This window comes from Haloglycomyces albus DSM 45210 (genome assembly GCF_000527155.1).
Taxonomy (GTDB): domain Bacteria; phylum Actinomycetota; class Actinomycetes; order Mycobacteriales; family Micromonosporaceae; genus Haloglycomyces; species Haloglycomyces albus.
On record NZ_AZUQ01000001.1, the window covers coordinates 179,422 to 197,816 of the forward strand.

Below are 18,395 nucleotides of genomic sequence, written 5' to 3' on the forward strand. Positions count from 1 at the left end.
AGGCGTGACTATGAATGAGCCGGTCCTGCGGGTCTGTGCCGATCCCGAGGACACGACGGTACAGCTGGCGGCGGATGTGCGTCGTGGCTTGACCTCGGATCCGAAGTTTCTACCGTTGCGATGGCACTACGACACCAAAGGCGAGGCTCTCTTCACCCGACTGGGCACCCAACCCGATTATTACCTCACTCGCTCGGAGACCGAGATTTTGACCTCCTATTCCGATGAGATCGCTGCGGCGAGCGGTTCGCGGGTGTTCATCGAATTGGGAGCGGGTCTGATCGACCGGGTCAAACTTCTCCTCAACGCCTTCTCGCGCGCCGGTCAGCTGGATGGATACTGGGCCTTCGACATCAACGAATCCGCGCTGGAGAGTACCTTGGCCGACCTCTGCGACACGTACCCGGGAGCGAAGATCGGTGGTATCAGCGGCGATTTCCTCAAACAGCTGGACCAGATCCCCGACGGGGACGATCGGCTGGTCGCCCTGCTGGGCTCGACCTTCGGTAACTTCACCTCCGCGGAACGGGGAATGCTGCTTCAATCCCTGCGCACCGCGTTGCACCCCGGAGAGAAGGCCCTGTTCGGCGTGGACTTGGTCAAAGACCCGGACGTCATTCTGCGCGCCTATAACGACTCCGGCGGGGTGACCGGAGCGTTCAATCTCAATGTGCTGCGCGTTCTCAACCGACACTTGGACGCGAACTTCGATCTGCGGGCCTTCCACCACCGGGCACGCTGGAACTCCCTGGCGTCGGCGGTGGAAATGTGTTTGGTGGCCGAACGCGAGATGACGGTCGACATATCCGCACTGGAAATGGACGTGCACTTCGATGCGGGTGAAGTCATGCAGAGCGGCTTCTCGTGCAAATTCCGGCCCGATGACTTGGCGGCCGAGGTTGACGGGTACGGCTTCACCGTCACGCACCGGTGGTTCGACGCCGCCGATTACTACGGAGTGTTTCTGATGAAGGCCGTCTGATGTCCTATATCTCCCATATGCTGGTGACATGGGTGAAATAGTTTTGATTCGTCACGGTGAGACCAAATGGTCCAAGACCGGACAGCATACCTCCACCACCGACTTGCAGCTCACTGAAGTGGGTGCGCAGCAAGCACAGGGCATCGCTCAACTTCTCCGTCACTGGGACATCCGCACCGTTTGGTCGTCGCCCCGCACACGGGCGATCAACACGGCCGAATTGAGCGGGCTCACCATCGACCGGATTCGCCCGGATCTGGCGGAGTGGGCGTACGGCGACGCCGAAGGCAAGACTCGACAACAGATCGACGAATCCGATCCTGGATGGAGCCTCTGGGCCGACGGAGGTATCGGCCCCGGCGGCGAAACGGTGGAATCGGTGACCAATCGGGTCGACCGGCTCTTGGCAGAGGCCGAACCGCTGCTGGAGTCCGGCGACGTCGCACTGGTCTCTCACGGCCACCTGTGCCGCGTCATCGCCGCTCGCTGGATCGGTTTGGAGGCCGGGGCCGGAATGAACTTCAGCATCGGAACGGCGGCAGTGGCCGGGCTGGGCTACGAATACGACGAACGCTCCATCGGACTGTGGAACCTGACCCCGCGACTGCTCGGACCACCGCCCACCCCGTCATCCGAACCGGATGATTGGGGCGGAGACAACGCGTTCGGCGGCGACGTCGCGTAGTACGACCGCCTGCCCACGGTTATCGCCACCGTTAGCAGGCGGCCACTCCTCAGTTCACATCGAGGCGCACCAGACGCTGGGTGGCACGGGTCAAGGTCACATACCCTACGCCGGCCGTGTACAGGGCCGCGATCTCGTCCACGGCGACCACGATGACCGCGTCCCATTCCAGACCCTTGGATTCCAACGGCCCCACCAGGTTGACCCGGTCGTCGAACGGCATGGCGGAAGCGATCTCCGCATGGCGATGCGTTGCGGCCACCACGCCGACCGTTCCCTCCACCTGTTGCAGAAGTCGCTTCGTCAGGGCCGCGATATGGACGGTGAGGTCAACACTGTCGCAGTTTTCCACCTCTACGGCGATTCCGGTTTCCCGAACGGCCTCCGGGACGTCGAGCTCGGCGACTCGGGGCCGTGCCCACTCGGCGGCGTGATCGAACACCTCCATGGAGTTGCGATAGTTTTTCGACAGATGGAAACGATGCTGCTTCCCCCGAGGTATCGCGCGGCGCCGCCCCTCAGCTGCCTGATCGGGATCGGGCCATGACGACTGCGCCTGGTCGCCCACGATCGTCCAGCCTGCCGCACGACCGCGACGGCCCACCATGCGCCATTGCATGGGAGACAGGTCCTGCGCTTCGTCCACGATCACATGGGCGTAGTCGGCGTAAAACGCGTCTCGGGCGACTCTCTCGCCGCGATCGTAATAGCGGTCCTGCGTCGTAGCGAGCTCGCTAATGCCACCCCAGCTGGCGATTCGGTTCTTTCTCCCCTGCTCTTTTTCCTGAAAGCCCAGTATGTGGCGCAACTCGTCCAGCAGTGGAACATCCTGAATCGACCAATCATCGGCCTCCAGCGAACGAGCCACCGCCACCGCCTCATGACGTTTCAAGCGGCCCTCCCCCGCACTGAGCAAGCGGTGAACGTCACTGCCCCACCGCAACACGTCCGTGGGATCAAGTTTCGGCCACCACGCCTCCAGGAACTTCAAAAACTCCGAACGCGAGCCGACATCACGGGAGAACTCCGCCGGATTGAGATCCGGATGAACCGGTTTAACCTTGCGCCACAGAGCCACCAACAACGCCCGACCCGCTTCGGTACGCGCGTGGTTCGGACGCGACTCCTTCTCGAACACCGTGGCACGCACCGCCACCAGCTCGGCCTCATCGAGAGTGAACACATCCCCCTTGACCGTGATGCGCAACTCATGCGGGGCCTCAGGTGCAGCCTGGCGAGCCAGATGCCGCAACACCGTCACCATGGCCGGCCGCCCCTTGACGCCCGCCACCTCACGGGAATCCTGCCGGGTCGCGTTCACCTCCGCGTACAGTTCCCCCATGGAATACAGCGCGGCCGTCTCCTCCCCCAAACTCGGCAACACACGCCCGATATAACGCATGAACACGTCGCTGGGCCCGATGATGAGAATCCCGGCACCCTCGTATCGCGCCCGATCCTGATACAGAAGATACGCCGCGCGATGCAAAGCCACCACGGTCTTACCGGTCCCCGGACCGCCGCTGATAATAGTGGCTCCCCGCCCGGGAGCGCGAATGGCCGCGTCCTGCTCCGCCTGAATCGTCGCGACAATGTCACGCATACGACCGGTCCGCTTGCGCCCCAAAGCCGCCATCAACGCACCGTCACCGACCACGGGCAGCCGATCCACGGCATCCTCATCGAGGAGATCGTCACTGATCTCCTGAACGGCTTGACCGAAGGAGCGAATCACCCGACGTCGGGAGACATTCTGACGATCCACGGCAGTGGCCCGGTAAAACGGAGCGGCCGCCGGTGCGCGCCAGTCGATCAACAGAGAACGGTACTCCGCGTCGCGTACGCCCAAACGACCGACATGTCGTATGCCTCCATCGTCGAAGTCCAGACGTCCGAACACGAGCCCCTCATGCTGACTATCCAAATCGGACATACGCCGCGCCGCTCGATATACGAACACGTCGCGCTCAAACTGCGCCCCGGGAACCGTGGCCCGATGATGCTCGAAACCACTGCGCCGATTCTCATCGGCCTCCTCCCGCAGTACATCGACCCGCTCATAGACCTGATCTACAAACTCCTGCTCCACGGCGATCTCATCCAAAACCGAATTGGCAGGATGAGGCGCAGACACAGCATGGCTCGTATCGTTCTCCACGTAATCCCCTCATGGGTTGGTGGGTGGGTGACCGCTGAGCTTGCCCCAGCTACTCCATCTTTACGCTGCGGGGAATTCTCACGACCTGAAGGTCACGACGAATCCTCCTCGCGCAAAGCTGAAACACCTGAAAACAACCTCAGCTCTTTTCCGGCATTACCGCCGCATACGCGCTACGCGCCGCGGCTCTACCTTCCGTTATTCACAACTCGCACCGTCACGGCAACGACGACCAGCACACCGTGATACAACCCGACGTTGCGTCGTTCCCGTCACTCGACGAAATCCGGTCATTCCATTTTAGTCGTCCATTAACTCGTTGATCCCTCAGATTGACCCCGACCCCAATCTGGACAAATCCGGCTCGTTGTCAATTAGTTGACTTCATACTCCCCGCCACCCAGGTAATTTAAAGACACAACACAAAACGAAGAAACTTTATACCGTACATCTCCACACCGCACAAGTTCGGTTCAAGCCATTTTCCATATGGTCGCTCGACAAGTGTGGGGTACGTTCGAGCGATCGGCGGCGACCGCCACATTCACCTGGCCTGGGCGGTCGCCGCACTCTTTTCTGTAGTTAAATGTCTTGCCTCACCATGTCGCTGTGGTGGCGCTCGCAGGTAAACTATGCAGAATGCCAAAGATTTTCACGTCTTCCACGGACCACCCCCGAAGTACGGGCATCCGCGACCGCGGGGTCACGATCCAGGATGACGCCCCCCTATTTGAGCACGTCGTGGCCCCCCTGCGACGCTATATTCCAGTCACGTGGTTTGATTGGCAGCCACACCGCACGCGGCCTCGTAGCCTGTGGCCCGATCTCATTCTCGTATTCGGCATTGTCTTGAACACGGTTCTCCTCATGTGGCCTTCCCCGTTCGTAGAGCTTGACCTCTGGGTTCGCCTCTGGAGCTATGAGCACAAGGTGGAGTGGCTGAATGAAACCGCTAAAGTAGTAACCAACCTGGGTTCGGGACGTTTCATCGCTCCCATTGTACTCATCCCAGCCGTCTGGGCGGCCCTGCGAGCACGCTCGATTCGGCCACTGTTGATGTACGTGCTTTGCTATATCCCACTCAGCTTGATTCTTCTGGCCAAGCATCTGTTCGGAAGGCCCTTGTCGCAGTACGTACATCAGCTGATGGACGCGTCTCCGCAAGGCGCGGTTATGTTCACCTACCTCGAAGACGGCGGGGGCGGTCTCATTGCCGATGCGACGGCCTTTCCGTCGGGTCACGCCGCCAACGCCATTGTCTGGTACGGCCTCCTGGTTCTACTCATCGGTGGATTGCTGCGCCCGTGGCTACGGTGGTCACTGTTGATTCTTCCTCCGATCGTGGTCATTCTGACGCAGACGTATGCGGGTCGACATTGGCTGTTGGACGCACCCGCCGGGATTATGATGGGCATTCTCATCATTCGCAATGCCAAACGGGTGCCCTGGCATACGGTTCCACTCGGGCCGTTGAACGTTTTCGAACCGGCAACCCGTAAGACGATCCTCTTTGCCACGCTTCTGATCGTGGGCCTTCTTTTGACTGCGGTCATGCCACTGTATCCAGGTATCGCCTGGGCAACGTTCATTGTCTTGCTGGGATTCACCTGGCTCGGTGTCGAGCTGCGCCGCGCACATAAGGAGCAAACTACGCAACCGTAATCCGTTGCGCCTACGCCTCTCCACTGCCCGAAGAGATTCGGGCAGGTTTTTTATCCACTGAGTCATCGTATTGCGCCACAACCTTTCGCTATGCCCTACTTAACATCCGCTCCTTATTGCATATATTTGGCAATAACCTATACTTCCCATTAACCACTTTTTGTCGATAAGGAGCAGAATATGGGTGTATACACACTTCCTGACCTGGACTACGACTATGGGGCCCTCGAAAAGGCCATGACCGGTGAAATTCTCGAACTACACCACGACAAACACCACGCTTCATACGTCAAGGGCGCGAACGACACGCTGGAACAGCTGGCGGAGGCTCGTGACAAGGAGCAATTCGGCCAACTGATCGGGCTGGAGAAGAACCTCGCCTTCCACCTCTCCGGCCACGTACTCCACTCCATTTTCTGGAAGAACCTCTCACCGGACGGCGGCGACCGGCCCGACGGAGAATTCGCCGACGCGATCAATGAACACTTTGGAAGTTTTGACGCTTTTAAGAAGCAGTTGACGGCGGCGACCACCAGTGTTCAGGGCTCCGGTTGGGGTGTCCTGGCTTGGGAACCGTTGGGGCAGCGCCTCGTTGTGGAACAGGTATACGACCATCACGGAAACGTGGGTCAAAACACCACGCCTCTGCTCGTATTCGATGCCTGGGAGCACGCCTACTACCTGCAGTATAAGAACGTACGCCCCGATTACGTCGATCGACTCTGGCACATCATCAATTGGAACGACGTCATCGCTCGCTATGAAGCTGCCAAGGCGGGGACAAAACAGCCCTAGTATTTTCATGCGCGGCAACAACGATTGAGGGCCGGCCAGGCATCCAATGCCCAGCCGGCCCTCAATTCACGACAATTCAATTTTTCTCCCATATCGGGAAGTCCCCAGGGGCGAACCAACGGGCGAGCCGCTAACAACGCGCGCAGCGCGTGTGCAGTGGCGGTAGAGCTGCCTGTCCCTACAGAAAACTCGACCACCATCAATGCCCCGACGAAACTGGCGAGCTTCCAGCGAAGAGCAGAAGCGGTAGAGCTGCCTGTGTCCCTAAAGAGCGCTGCCATCACACTTTCCCCAGGGACGAGCCAACTGGCGAGCCGCTAACAACGCGCGCAGCGCGTGCGCAGCGGCGGTAGAGCTGGAGAAGAGCTCAGGTTGTTCCAGGTGCTGCAGATTTGCGCGAGGAGGATTCATCGCGACCTTCAGGTCGTGAGAATCCCCCGCAGCGTAAATATGGAGTGCCTGGGGCAAGCTGAGCGGTCACCTACCACAAAGTGGTGATGTTGGTTTCTACTTCCCCTAGCATCTCTCGCAGTAGGGGCATCGACAGCCCGATCACCGTTCCCGGATCACCCTCGATCTTCTTGATGAAGGCCGAACCGTATCCGTCCAGGGTGAACGAACCGGCGACGTGCAGCGGTTCGCCGGTCTCGACGTAAGCGGCGATCTCGGCGTCGGAGACTTCGGCGAAATGCACCGTAGTAGCGGCGGTCTGGACGATCGTCCGATCCGCCGTCCGGTCGATGAGGCAATGACCGGTGTACAGCACGCCGACTTCGCCACGCATGCGCTTCCAACGCGATACGGCCTCCTCGGGACCGTCCGGCTTACCTAGAATCTCACCGTCGAAGTGAAGAACCGAATCACAGCCCATCACGAACGCGTTGGACGGTGTCTGTGGCGCCACTGCCGTCGCTTTCAATTCGGCTAGGGCCGCAGCCAATTCGTTGGGGTCGGAACCGGCGACTTGGCTTTCGTCGACGCCCGACACCACGACCTCTGGATGGATGCCCGCCGCTTCCAGGAGACGGCGACGGGCTGGGGAGGCGGAAGCCAGAATGAACGGGCGCGTCATTACCGCTCCATCCCGCGCCGCGCCGGAATGGCCGTGTCCCGCCAACTCCGACGAACTCGCAGTTTAAGTCCGGGATCGGACCAGCTCGGCGTTCGCCGAACCGCCGGCTCGTCGTCACCGGATCCGGCCAAGGAGTACAGCAGGGCGGTGATGACCGCTGTTTCCTCAGCGGTGGGATTGCCCCGGGTGACTCTGATTCCGACGTCTTGGGTATCGGTGTCGGTCGTCATCTTCCCTCATTTCTGGCGATTGGGTGATCGTGTTCAGTCGGGTATCCGCTGTTTTCGTCTGAGGCTAATCGTCTGCGACGTCGTCGATTTCGATGTCGAATTCACGGTGAACTCGTTCCCAGAATCCGTCGCGCACCCAGATCCGAGCGTCGGGGTGGTCTCGTAGAGAATACCCGAGTTCCTTTTCCGCCTCGACGAGCAGTTCCTTGTCTATGACGGTAGGCAACTGCGGACCGGGCAGTAGATCGGCGATATTGTCGAGACCGCGGGTCAACAGCCACTTGTGTCCGACGTATTCGCCGATTCCGCGTACTTCCTCGCTGTCGAGTTTTCCGGAGGCGGCGGACGACTGCTTTGAGTTGTTGACGTATTGTGGCCGAGCTGACTCGGCGGCTTCCAAGGCGTCTGCGGCGGTCATCGTGACCGCTACCGATTCACGCCGCCCAAAAACGGCCGCCGGGGACGGAACGCTCTGCGTGGGTTCAGCCATGGGGGCGCCCGCGATCTTGTGTGCCGCTACGGCCGCCGGGTTGTGCCCGGCCCGGGTAAAATACGGGCGCAATTCGTCGGGGGTCAACGTTTCCTTGGTATCGGATTCCCATACCAGGCGTTCACTCTGGTTGGTCGCGTACAGAGGTTCGACGCCCCACAGGTGAATCCGCACCCCGTAGGCCTGTGCGATTTCCACGGCGGGGACCATGTCTTCATCGCCGGCGAGGAGGATGGCTTCATGGATGGCACGGTGTCGCGCGAGTTGTTCCAGATCCGTCCGAATCATGGCGTCGACGCCCTTTTGCTGTCCACGGGAATTGAGGTTGCCCAACCGGACTTTGACGTATTCCATCTGAGCGATGACCCTTTGGTCAACGGTGGGTACCCGGTCTCGGGCCGCATCGAACCAATACATACGCAGGAGTTCGCCGTTGGAGACCAAACCGTGCGCTCGGTCAATGAGGCTTCCAATCAGTTTCTCGGCATCCACTCGGTAGTCGCGACGCGAATTGGCGTCCAGAAGTATTTCTGCGGCCGCCGCGTAGAGATACCCCACATCAACCAGAACGGCATACCGTTTACCTGGCCATACACCCTCATATCCCATAGACATCCCAGTGTCCCCCAATACGCAATAGTGAGAAATATAGTGCGGGCGATGGGGGTGCCGCTGTGTGCACCCCCATCTACTCGCTTCGCAATATTTCAACCGTACCGGAGGAGCCGGTGCAATACTATTCCTGCGCTGTTAAAGAGGAATGTTGCCGTGCTTTTTAGCTGGGAGTTCTTCACGTTTGGAGGCGGTCATCCGAAGGGCCTTCACCAGCTCCATCCGTGTCTCACGCGGCTGGATGACCGCGTCGATGTAGCCCAGCTCGGCCGCGACGTAGGGGTTGTTGAGCTTCTCCTCGTATTCGTTCATGAGCTCAGCTCGCATAGCCTGTTCGTCATCGGCCTTGGCCAAATCGCGGCGGTACAGAATATTGACCGCGCCCTGCGAACCCATGACCGCGATCTCCGCGGTCGGCCAGGCCAAGTTGACGTCGGCTCCGACGTGCTTCGACCCCATGACGCAATACGCGCCGCCGTAGTCCTTGCGGACAATCACGGTCAGCTTCGGAACGGTCGCTTCGGCGTAGGCGTAAATCAGCTTCGCTCCGCGGCGGATGATTCCGTCGTGCTCCTGCGAGGTACCGGGCAGGAAACCCGGCACGTCGACGAACGAGACGATCGGGATATTGAACGAGTCGCAGAACCGGATGAAACGCGCCGCCTTCTCCGAAGCGTCGATGTCGAGGCAACCGGCAAAGTGCATGGGCTGATTGGCAACAACACCGATCGGACGGCCGTCGATACGTCCGAAGCCGACGACGATGTTGCGAGCGAACAGCTCCTGCGTCTCGAAGAAGTCTCCGTCGTCGACGATGCCTTCGATGACGGTACGCATGTCGTACGGCTGGTTGGCCGAGTCGGGGACGATCTTGTCCAACGCGGCGTCGTCGCCGGTAACTTCCAGGTCCTCGGTCTCGTCGTACATGGGCGGCTGATCGAGGTTGTTGGAGGGAATGAAGCTCAGAAGCTGCTTCACGTACTCCACGGCGTCGCCTTCATCCGAGGCAAGGTAGTGGGCATTCCCGGCCACCGCATTGTGGGTGCGGCCCCCACCGAGCTCTTCCATGCCGACGTCTTCGCCGGTCACGGCACGAACTACATCGGGACCGGTAATGAACATGTGGCTGGTCTGATCCACCATGACGGTGAAGTCGGTGATGGCGGGGCTGTAGACCGCTCCACCTGCGCAGGGCCCCATGATCAGTGAGATCTGGGGAATGACCCCGGAGGCCCGCACATTACGGAGGAAGATATCACCGTACCCGCCAAGTGAGGCCACACCTTCTTGGATACGTGCCCCACCCGAATCGGAGATTCCGATCAAGGGGCGCCCGGTCTTCATGGCAAGGTCTTGAATCTTGACGATCTTTTCACCACAGACCTGACCGAGAGACCCGCCGAAGATCGTGAAGTCTTGGCTGAAGATACAGACTTCACGGCCGTCGATGGTGCCGTATCCGGTGACGACCCCGTCTCCATAGGGACGGTTGGCTTCCATCCCGAAGTCAATGGAGCGGTGACGGCGAAGCGAGTCAACTTCGGTAAACGATCCTTCGTCGAGAAGCGCCTCAATACGTTCACGTGCGGTCTTCTTTCCGCGCTCGTGTTGCTTCTCGATGGCACGGGGATTGCCGGTTGCCGCTTCGTTGCGGCGCTCGTTGAGGTCGGCGAGCTTCCCGGCAGTGGTATGGATGTCGATGTCAGTCACGTTCGGATCGTATCGCTTCGCTTTGAGGCTAACGTTGGTGCATGGCCGGACAGCTACGAAAACCACTCTCCGAAACTTCCCTAAGGACGAAAATTCATAATATTTCGGACTTTTGGAACAGGATATCTGTAGTAGATATCACACATTCGACACAGGATGACGTGCTGGCCGAAGCACGTAGCGGCGCTCCCGACCCTCGTGTACTGCTGGCCGAAACCCAGCTGGCCGGGCAGGGTCGACGGGGACGTACCTGGTCGGCTCCGGCTCGCTCGAGCATTATGATGTCGCTGTTGCTGCGGCCTCGGCGTCCGACGGAACAATGGAGCATGCTCAGCCCCCTGGTCGCTGTCGCCCTGTGCGATACCCTACGGTCGGTCGCCGCAGTGAACGCCACTGTGAAATGGCCCAATGACGTCCTCGTCGACGGGGCGAAGATCGCCGGTATTCTAGCCGCCGTCGCGGACGGTTCCGTAGTAGTCGGCATGGGCGTCAACGTGTCGCATAACCAGGACGATCTCCCCATTTCCTCAGCCACCTCCGTTGCCTTGGCCAATGGTTCGCAAACCGACCGCGAAACTCTGATCGTGGACTTCCTCCGTCGATTCGAAGAGCGCTACACCGAATGGGAGCACTCCGGAGCGTCGTCGATCGTGGCGGCCTGGCGCGAGCGTTCGGCAACGCTGGGACAGACCGTCCGAGTCGAACTACCCGGCGGTGAATTTCTCGACGGACAGGCGACCGACATCAACGACCTCGGCGGACTGCTCATAAAGGACGGCAAGGGTACCGTTCACACCGTTACTGCAGCCGAAACCGTTCACCTACGCCCCAGCACATAATGTCCCATCCGGATACCGACACTTGCACAACCGTTTCGTGCTGGGAATCCTTCCGCCGTTCCCCGAACCACTACGGGCGACGGTGTTGTAGTCTGCTAAGGAAGGAACGACCTGTTCCGTGCAGTAATAACCAGTAATCTGCCCCGGTACAAGACTTTTGGAGGTCACAGTGAGTTTTCCCGATGACGTTCTGGCCCGAAACGAAGAGGTGAAACTCCATACCCGCCAGCATTGGAAAGACGCTATCGCCCCAGTGCTGTGGTTTGTCGTATTCCTTTTGATCGCCTCGATTCTGATTTACCTGGTGCCGGAAAGTTGGGGCAGCGCCCAACTATACGTTCGCCTGGGAATTGTGGCCGTGTTTGTAGGTCTGATCGTATGGCTTTCGGTGCTGCCCTGGATTCGTTGGCAAAGCACCCACTACGTCCTCACCAACCAGAGAGTCATGTGGCGCGAAGGAATCGCACAACGCGAAAGCACGCACGTCATGCTTAACCGCGTCAATTCGGTGACCTACAGCCAGTCCATTTGGGAACGCCTGTTGGGATTCGGCACCTTGACCATCTACACGGCCTCCGACGATGTGGACGTGGTTTGGCGTGACATTCCCCGGGTCGACAAGGTCAAGACTCAGCTCTACCAGCTCATGCAGGACGATAAGCAAGGCGAAGACGTCAGCGAAGCCCGCTAGGTTCATATGGTCGGTTGTCCGGAACGTGACAGTCGAACATAATGCGTTTCAGGCGGAGCCGCAGAATTTACGGCTCCGCCCAATCGGCATCCAGGCCCTGTATAAAAACCCGTCGCACTTTTTCCTCTCATGCCGCAAAATCTGTCATATGCATAACATTGACATCGTCCCACTGGATCCCACCGACATCTCTCATATTCGCGGCGTCACCGAATTGACCCATTCAGTCCGAGAGCACAACCTCTCTCCGTGGCCTCGTTTTCCAGCCGTAATGGAACTGGCAACACGCTTCTTTACCACCCGGTACAATAAGAAGATCGAATACCTTGCCGTCTCTGAGCAATCGGTGGTCGGTGCGTCCCACGCAGCATTGTCCACTGACGACAATCAGCACCTGGCAATGTTGGAAGTCATGGTTCACCCGGAATACCGACGCCAGGGCATCGGTTCACAGCTACTGCAAGTGACTGAGAAGCGACTGCAGGATGAAGGACGTCATACCTTCATCGCTAGTTCGATCGAAGGCTACCCCGATGGTGAAGCGATGGACGAATCCGGTCTGGCCTTCGCACATCACCACGGCTACCACACGTCTCTCATAGAAGTCCAACGGCGTAACGACCTGTTTGCAGTAGACGAGCGGGAATTGGACGATCTCCTCGCCGACGCCTGGAAACATGCCCAAGACTACGAACTCATCCAGTATTACAATTCGGCTCCGGAAGACCTGGTCGAAGGCCTGTGCGTATTGCACGAAGGCATGTACACCGATGTTCCGCTCGGCGATACCGATATCCGCGAGGTCGATTTCACGCCCGAACGACTCCGGGCCCGTGAACGCGCCAGCCTCGAACGGGGCGTCGTCCAGCCGCACTCGGTCATTCGGCATAAAGCGAGCAAAGAGATCGCCGGATTCAGTGTCATCAATGTGTTTCCCGGGTCCGAAGACATCGCTTACCAGGATGACACCATCGTCCACAAGACCCATCGTGGCCACCGCCTCGGAACCATCCTGAAAATCGCCAACCAGCGTGAGCTGCGGCGTATTCGCCCTCAGCTACGTTACATAGACACATGGAACGCCGAGTCGAACGAGCACATGATCGCGATCAACGAAGCCATAGGCTACCGGAAACTGTGTCGCGAACACGAATTGCAGAAGAAGCTCAGCGAATAAGGTGCTCTTACACATTCGTGCCCTCGAATCCAAGTCGCCCGGCCTCTAATCGGTAGCCACATATCGCACGAACACCTGAACGGCGACCACCCAGGAAGACTAACCAGCGAGCCGTAGGCGCGTGTGCAACGGCGGTAGAGCTGCCTGTGCTCCCTAAAGAGCTGCCGTCACTCCATCCCCAGGGACGAGCCAACTGTCGAGCCGCTAGCACTGAAAGTGCGACGCGGCGGTAGAGCTGGAGACGAGCTCAGGTTGTTCCAGGTACTTCAGATTTGCGCGAGGAGGATTCGTCGCGACCTCCAGGTCGTGAGAATCCCCCACAACGCAAATATGGAGTGCCTGGGGCAAGCTGAGCGGTCACCCACCAACATGCGCAACGAAGATGGTGCCTGTACCACCTAGTGACATTGGTCCTGATTCGGCTCGGGAGAACGCGGCCTGGCCGGCGCGTAGTTGTTCTTCGCCGTCCTTGTCGATGCCCTGTACGGCTCCTTCGACGGCGAGAAGGATACGTGGTCCCGGTAGGTCGATGGTGACTTCGTTTCCGGACAAGGTGACGCGGTGCAGCTGAAAATCGTCGACGGGGACGGGCCAGGTGCGAACGGGACCGTCGTCCTCGTGAGGTTGTAGCGGATCGGTCATCGCGCGGAAGTCGAGGACGCGCAGTAGTTCGGGTACGTCGACCTTCTTACCCGTCAGTCCCCCGCGAAGCACATTGTCACTGGCGGCCATGATCTCCACTCCGAAACCGCGCAGATAGGCGTGCATGTTTCCCGCCGGCATGTAGACCGCCTCGCCGGGGCTCAGCACCAGGTGGTTGAGGAGGAGACTGACCAATACTCCGGGGTCGTTCGGGTAGGTCTTGGCAAGTTCGACCAGCATTTCGAACTCTGGTTCCGTTCGTCCTCCCGCCGCTTTCGCCGCCTGGTCGACCAGGGTGTTGTGGTCGCCCAGGTCGGTCGTGAGGACGTGGGAGACGGCTCGCCGCAGGGACCCTTCTCCACTGCGAAGCAGTTGTGCGAGGTCTTTGAGACCTTCGACTTCCAGGGACTCCACATCGCGAGCCGCTTCCAGCGGATCGCGGAATCCGCAGAGAGCTCGGAATTCGCTCAGGGCGACCAGCAGTTCGGGTTTATGGTTCGAATCCACGTAGTTTCGGGAGGAGAAATCCACTCCCATGCGACGTTCGCGTACGTAACCGGCGTGCGCCTGGCGCGCGTTCGGGTGCGCTTGCAGGGAGAGGGGACGTGCGGCCGCCAACAGTTTCATCATGAACGGCACTCGCGCTCCGTAGCGGTTGAGAACCTCGTCCCCCAGCATTGGCTTAGGGTCGATTTTCACGGCCGTGTCCAGGGAGCGCCCGTCGGCTAGGAACGACGGAGCGGTCGGGTGCGCTCCAAACCACTCTTCGGCTTCAGGAAGTTCGGTGGGATACGCACGCCCCTGCATCCGAGCAATATCAACTTGCGATCCCCAGGCGTAATTGCGGATGACGCCTTCCAGTTCCTGCACGCCGACTCCCCTTCTGTCATCTTTCCCGTTGAGAACATTTGTGTCCGCAATATGCGGGGCGCTGTGCGGTCAGATTGTTCCAATTCTCGTCCATCGAACATGAACGGCGGATATCCACCCGGATTACGTTCCGCGCTGTGACGCATCCATATTCGGCTCCATACTCTACTCGACGCACACTGGTCGTCGAGAAAGGCGGAGCCTCGTCGTAAAGCCGAGGGCCACGCCAGGCACCTTGTGACGCCCCCATAGGCCGCCTGACCACATGCGTCAACGATATCGCGCCACCCTACCCGGTGCCGCGACATGTCTACCGCACCGACTACGGTGCCGCTCACACTCGTGTCATCGTGCTCCCGGGCAGGAATCACCGGTCACATGGCTCGAGTGATCCCTGCCATGGCGGTTATTCACCACGCTGTACCACTATGTCTTTCATCTCGGCCACAGCGGGAACCTTCATGGGGTCGAAACCGTGGGCGAAGGCCAAGTAAATCGAGGTGAAGTCGGGTATAGCGATCAAGGAGGCCAACCGTTCCAGAGCACATCCGCCTTCCGCGTTCACCACGGTGACCGGGAGGTTACGCTGTTGCGCCAAATCCACGATCGCGTCGGCACGCCGTGTGTCCGGTTTCGGGATGGTGTCGTCGCCTTCCAAACCGTCGTCGCGCAATACGATCAGTCGCAGGCGAGCGGCGGCGTCGTCTTCATCGGCGAAGATATCGCGTTCGAGGAGGGACCCGAACGGGCCGTCGAGGAGGCCGACTCGACCGCGACCCGCTTCGGCGAGCTCGCCTGCCACGACCGGATAGCGGGCGTTCGCCGCAAGCATGTCGCCGAACCGCCATGCCGCCACTCCCGCCAGCGGGCTGGATCCCCACACGACCGGAATGGTGCCGGACAGGTTCATGGCCATTTCCTTGGCGGGATTCACAAAGGAGTCCGCATCGGGACGGCAGCGTTCGGCGTCGTCGTCCAGCCGCTGTGCGGTCTCGGCGATGTCGGCTTCGGTCACCGGCACCAGACCGAGGGCGCGTCCCGCCAGTAGCACCGGTATCGCCAAGGCCCACAGGCTCTGTAGTGCCGGAGCTCGACGGGGAACCGCTACGAACGGCGCGCGTGCCCGTTCCGCGACGGCTTGCAGTTCGGAGTCCGGTGCCCCGATCGCCACCAGGCGTGCTCCGCGCCGAGCGGCCGCTTCGGCTGCGGCCAGAGCTTCGGGAGAATGCCCTGATCCACTGACGGCCAACACCACGTCCCCCGCACCGACCCAACCGGGAATTCCGGCCGAACGGTGGGGAACGATCGGCACCGGACACCGTGGTCCGGCTACCGTGGAGAGAATGTCACCGGTTCGGGCCGCGGTCCCGACACCGGCGAGAACGACCGCCCGCGGCCGTCCGTCCCGAGCGAGTTCGGACAGATCCGCTTCCGCGCTGAGCGCTGCGGACTCCCGCAGGTTCGGTCCCGCGTTCGCCAGTGCCCACAGCGGTCCGCCGAGTTGACTTTGTTCTTCCAGGTTGCCTTCCAGACGGTCTTCGTCGGCGTGTGCGTCCCCAGTGATCTTTTCGCCGGCCATCTCTCCTCCTCGGATTGCTCTTGCGGTTGTCCACGTATCTTCGACCGGGATTTCAACAGCCCCGGCATCGTCACGCCTTGCCAGGTCCGGACGGCACGGCCCGTCTAGCCGTCGTCGGTCGTGCCCTGGTCTTCGTCGGTGGTCAACATGTCGGGGATGTTGTCTTCCACAGGGTAGGAAGTGCCGCACTCGGTGCAGACGAGGGCGTTGTTCTCCTCGTCGTAATCCAGTTTGGCCATATCGGCTGGGCAGCGGAGGAGTTCGAAGAGGATGGCTGGCAGTTTCTCGTCTGGCATGGCGTGTCCTTCGCTATTCGGAGCCGCTCTAGGCTCGGATGTGGGTCAAAATTTCGTCCCGGATTCGTTGCATCGTTTCAAGGCTCGGGCCTTCGACGTTCAGGCGCAGCAACGGTTCGGTGTTGGAGGGCCGGATATTGGCCCAAGTGCCGTCCTTGTAGGCAATGGTCAATCCATCCAGGAAATCCAGGTCCACATCGCATTTGGTGCCGTAAATCTGCTGCAACTCTTCCAGCTTTTCGTTCGGATCGGTGACGGTGGAGTTGATCTCACCGCTGGCGATATACCGTTCGAAGTCCGCCGCCAAGTCGGACAGTGGACGGTCTCCATATCCCAGTGCCGCCAGCACGTGTAGAGCGGCCAGCATGCCCGTGTCGGCGTACCAGAATCCCTTGAAGTAATAGTGCGCGGAGTGTTCACCGCCGAACAGCGCATCGTTTTCGGCCATCGTGGCCTTTATGTACGAATGCCCCACTCGGGTGCGCACTGCGTTTCCACCGTTTTCGGCGATGATTTCGGGAACGGCGCGGCTGGTGATCAGGTTGTGCACGATCGTGGCTCCGGGCTGCTCACGCAGTTGACGTTGCGCAACGAGCGCCGTAATGGCAGACGGGGAGACGGGTTCACCGTCGGCGTCGACCACGAAACACCGGTCGGCGTCCCCGTCGAAGGCAAGTCCCAGGTCGGCGTCGGTCGAACGTACTCGCTTCTGCAGGTCGACCAGGTTGGCCGGGTCGAGTGGATTGGCTTCGTGATTGGGGAAGGTACCGTCAAGTTCAAAATAGAGCGGATCGACGGTGATCGGCAACGGCGACAGGTACTCGTCCCCTAGGACGGCCGGGACGGTGTATCCAGCCATCCCGTTTCCCGCGTCGACGACCACCTTGAGCGGCCGCATTCCGCTGAGATCTACCAGATCACGTAGGTAGTTGGCGTATTCCGGGAGATATTCGCGTTTCAACAGTTCGCCGCCCTGATCGGGCCATTCGGCTCCATCGAGCAGTTCCATCGCCCGATCGCGGATGTCGGCCAGACCCGAGGTCATACTGATCGGCTTGGCACCGGGTAGACACATTTTGAGACCGTTGTACGAGGCCGGGTTATGGCTGGCGGTAAGCATCGCACCGGCCAGGTCGTAGCTGCCGGAAATGAAATACAGCATGTCGGTCGCGCACAGACCGGCGTGTGCGACATCGCCTCCGGCCCGATTGACCCCACGGGCGAAGGCCTCTGCGAGTTCGGGGCTGGAGGCACGCATATCGTGGCCGACCGCCCAGTTGGACAATCCGGTGACTTCCGCCGACGCACAGCCCAACGCCTCGAGGACACGCGGAGTCAGCTGGCTGTCCACCAGGCCCCGGATGTCATAGGCCTTGACGATTTTCTGCAGTTCTTCGGCATCGCTGTGGTGCACTGTCACGGTTTGCCCTCTCGGCTCAAGCGGTTGACGGTCAACGGCGAGAATCGTCCTCAGCTTGGACCACCCTCAAATGGCCGCGAGTGGTCGTATCCCCACGTTTTGACCGTGGAGCTCCAGCGTCGTCGGTCTCGCCGTCCTCCATGGTCTCAGGTTCGTTGTTCGCCGCTTCACGAACGGCGTTCGCCAATGCGACCAAATCATCGTCGCTAGGCATCGGGGCGTTATGGTCTCCCTTGTGCCGAACCAGTTCCCATCCGCGCGGAGCGGTCAATCGACCGGCATGTAGAGAGCAAAGGTCATAGCTGTGCGGCTCGCGGGCAGTGGCAAGTGGGCCCACCACTGCCGTGGAATCCGCATAGACATACGTCAACGTAGCCACCGCCGGCTGGCGACAACCGTTTCGGGAACAACGACGATCCGACCTCACATGACGAAACTACCACTATTGGCCGACACTCGGTGTTTCGATTCCGGCGGTTTACCCT

At 60.2% G+C, this 18,395-nt stretch carries 17 protein-coding genes; 7 read left to right on the forward strand and 10 right to left on the reverse strand.

The genetic code is table 11. The features are described 5' to 3' along the window. The first annotated feature begins 10 nt into the window (after positions 1 to 10). Both HALAL_RS0100930 and HALAL_RS0100935 read left to right on the forward strand, forming a co-directional pair. Positions 11 to 982, forward strand: coding sequence for an L-histidine N(alpha)-methyltransferase (locus HALAL_RS0100930; RefSeq protein ID WP_025272193.1), 972 nt, complete (start codon positions 11 to 13; stop codon positions 980 to 982). A gap of 28 nt (positions 983 to 1,010) precedes the next feature. Next, positions 1,011 to 1,667, forward strand: coding sequence for a histidine phosphatase family protein (locus tag HALAL_RS0100935; RefSeq protein ID WP_025272194.1), 657 nt, complete (start codon positions 1,011 to 1,013; stop codon positions 1,665 to 1,667). A 49-nt stretch (positions 1,668 to 1,716) separates the two neighbouring features. Here the strand turns inward: HALAL_RS0100935 and HALAL_RS0100940 are convergent, their stop codons facing one another. Beyond that, complete coding sequence (locus tag HALAL_RS0100940; protein WP_025272195.1) at positions 1,717 to 3,801, reverse strand: HelD family protein; 2,085 nt, start codon at positions 3,799 to 3,801, stop codon at positions 1,717 to 1,719. Between the two features lie 891 nt (positions 3,802 to 4,692). Here HALAL_RS0100940 and HALAL_RS0100945 point away from each other — a divergent pair. Next, complete coding sequence (locus HALAL_RS0100945) at positions 4,693 to 5,487, forward strand: phosphatase PAP2 family protein (RefSeq protein ID WP_169732384.1); 795 nt, start codon at positions 4,693 to 4,695, stop codon at positions 5,485 to 5,487. 180 nt (positions 5,488 to 5,667) lie between these two features. Then, complete coding sequence (locus HALAL_RS0100950; RefSeq protein ID WP_025272197.1) at positions 5,668 to 6,282, forward strand: superoxide dismutase; 615 nt, start codon at positions 5,668 to 5,670, stop codon at positions 6,280 to 6,282. Between the two features lie 481 nt (positions 6,283 to 6,763). Here the strand turns inward: HALAL_RS0100950 and HALAL_RS0100955 are convergent, their stop codons facing one another. The 4 genes from HALAL_RS0100955 to HALAL_RS0100970 all read right to left on the reverse strand — a co-directional run bounded on the left by HALAL_RS0100955 (position 6,764) and on the right by HALAL_RS0100970 (position 10,396). Continuing rightward, positions 6,764 to 7,354, reverse strand: a complete 591-nt coding sequence (locus HALAL_RS0100955; RefSeq protein ID WP_029767156.1) for a nucleoside triphosphate pyrophosphatase — start codon at positions 7,352 to 7,354, stop codon at positions 6,764 to 6,766. Further along, positions 7,354 to 7,584 carry an acyl-CoA carboxylase subunit epsilon gene (locus HALAL_RS0100960; RefSeq protein WP_025272198.1) on the reverse strand — a complete coding sequence of 77 codons (231 nt, stop codon included), beginning with the start codon at positions 7,582 to 7,584 and terminating at the stop codon, positions 7,354 to 7,356. Before HALAL_RS0100960 ends, HALAL_RS0100955 begins: the two co-directional genes overlap by 1 nt. A gap of 64 nt (positions 7,585 to 7,648) precedes the next feature. After that, positions 7,649 to 8,689: an NYN domain-containing protein gene (locus HALAL_RS0100965; RefSeq protein ID WP_025272199.1), complete on the reverse strand. Its 1,041-nt coding sequence runs from the start codon at positions 8,687 to 8,689 to the stop codon at positions 7,649 to 7,651. Between the two features lie 135 nt (positions 8,690 to 8,824). Beyond that, positions 8,825 to 10,396 carry an acyl-CoA carboxylase subunit beta gene (locus tag HALAL_RS0100970; RefSeq protein WP_025272200.1) on the reverse strand — a complete coding sequence of 524 codons (1,572 nt, stop codon included), beginning with the start codon at positions 10,394 to 10,396 and terminating at the stop codon, positions 8,825 to 8,827. 41 nt (positions 10,397 to 10,437) lie between these two features. Between HALAL_RS0100970 and HALAL_RS0100975 the strand changes: the two genes are divergently transcribed. The 3 genes from HALAL_RS0100975 to HALAL_RS0100985 all read left to right on the forward strand — a co-directional run bounded on the left by HALAL_RS0100975 (position 10,438) and on the right by HALAL_RS0100985 (position 13,103). Then, on the forward strand, positions 10,438 to 11,235 hold the full coding sequence (locus tag HALAL_RS0100975; RefSeq protein WP_025272201.1) for a biotin--[acetyl-CoA-carboxylase] ligase: 798 nt from the start codon (positions 10,438 to 10,440) through the stop codon (positions 11,233 to 11,235). A 169-nt stretch (positions 11,236 to 11,404) separates the two neighbouring features. After that, on the forward strand, positions 11,405 to 11,926 hold the full coding sequence (locus HALAL_RS0100980; RefSeq protein ID WP_025272202.1) for a PH domain-containing protein: 522 nt from the start codon (positions 11,405 to 11,407) through the stop codon (positions 11,924 to 11,926). 148 nt (positions 11,927 to 12,074) lie between these two features. Beyond that, a complete protein-coding gene (locus HALAL_RS0100985; protein ID WP_025272203.1) occupies positions 12,075 to 13,103 on the forward strand; it encodes a GNAT family N-acetyltransferase in 1,029 nt (342 codons plus the stop codon). A gap of 357 nt (positions 13,104 to 13,460) precedes the next feature. On the opposite strand, the gene manA is transcribed toward HALAL_RS0100985, so the two are convergent. The 5 genes from manA to HALAL_RS0101010 all read right to left on the reverse strand — a co-directional run bounded on the left by manA (position 13,461) and on the right by HALAL_RS0101010 (position 18,337). After that, complete coding sequence (gene manA, locus HALAL_RS0100990) at positions 13,461 to 14,615, reverse strand: mannose-6-phosphate isomerase, class I (protein ID WP_025272204.1); 1,155 nt, start codon at positions 14,613 to 14,615, stop codon at positions 13,461 to 13,463. A gap of 406 nt (positions 14,616 to 15,021) precedes the next feature. Continuing rightward, entirely contained in the window at positions 15,022 to 16,194 is a 1,173-nt protein-coding gene (locus HALAL_RS0100995; RefSeq protein ID WP_025272205.1) for an SIS domain-containing protein, read from the reverse strand. Positions 16,195 to 16,298: 104 nt separating this feature from the next. Continuing rightward, positions 16,299 to 16,490, reverse strand: a complete 192-nt coding sequence (locus HALAL_RS0101000) for a Trm112 family protein (protein WP_025272206.1) — start codon at positions 16,488 to 16,490, stop codon at positions 16,299 to 16,301. A 28-nt stretch (positions 16,491 to 16,518) separates the two neighbouring features. Further along, a complete protein-coding gene (locus HALAL_RS0101005) occupies positions 16,519 to 17,910 on the reverse strand; it encodes a phosphomannomutase/phosphoglucomutase (protein WP_051462651.1) in 1,392 nt (463 codons plus the stop codon). Between the two features lie 31 nt (positions 17,911 to 17,941). Further along, complete coding sequence (locus HALAL_RS0101010; RefSeq protein ID WP_025272208.1) at positions 17,942 to 18,337, reverse strand: DUF3499 domain-containing protein; 396 nt, start codon at positions 18,335 to 18,337, stop codon at positions 17,942 to 17,944. Positions 18,338 to 18,395: the final 58 nt, after the last annotated feature.

What these genes read in the sequence shown, in the direction of transcription:
- HALAL_RS0100930 (WP_025272193.1), top strand. Translation starts at nt 11, where the DNA reads ATGAATGAGCCGGTCCTGCGGGTCTGTGCCGATCCCGAGGACACGACG.
- HALAL_RS0100935 (WP_025272194.1), top strand. Translation starts at nt 1,011, where the DNA reads ATGGGTGAAATAGTTTTGATTCGTCACGGTGAGACCAAATGGTCCAAG.
- HALAL_RS0100945 (WP_169732384.1), top strand. Translation starts at nt 4,693, where the DNA reads ATGTGGCCTTCCCCGTTCGTAGAGCTTGACCTCTGGGTTCGCCTCTGG.
- HALAL_RS0100950 (WP_025272197.1), top strand. Translation starts at nt 5,668, where the DNA reads ATGGGTGTATACACACTTCCTGACCTGGACTACGACTATGGGGCCCTC.
- HALAL_RS0100955 (WP_029767156.1), bottom strand. Translation starts at nt 7,354, where the DNA reads ATGACGCGCCCGTTCATTCTGGCTTCCGCCTCCCCAGCCCGTCGCCGT.
- HALAL_RS0100960 (WP_025272198.1), bottom strand. Translation starts at nt 7,584, where the DNA reads ATGACGACCGACACCGATACCCAAGACGTCGGAATCAGAGTCACCCGG.
- HALAL_RS0100965 (WP_025272199.1), bottom strand. Translation starts at nt 8,689, where the DNA reads ATGTCTATGGGATATGAGGGTGTATGGCCAGGTAAACGGTATGCCGTT.
- HALAL_RS0100975 (WP_025272201.1), top strand. Translation starts at nt 10,438, where the DNA reads ATGGCCGGACAGCTACGAAAACCACTCTCCGAAACTTCCCTAAGGACG.
- HALAL_RS0100985 (WP_025272203.1), top strand. Translation starts at nt 12,075, where the DNA reads ATGCATAACATTGACATCGTCCCACTGGATCCCACCGACATCTCTCAT.
- HALAL_RS0100995 (WP_025272205.1), bottom strand. Translation starts at nt 16,194, where the DNA reads ATGGCCGGCGAAAAGATCACTGGGGACGCACACGCCGACGAAGACCGT.
- HALAL_RS0101000 (WP_025272206.1), bottom strand. Translation starts at nt 16,490, where the DNA reads ATGCCAGACGAGAAACTGCCAGCCATCCTCTTCGAACTCCTCCGCTGC.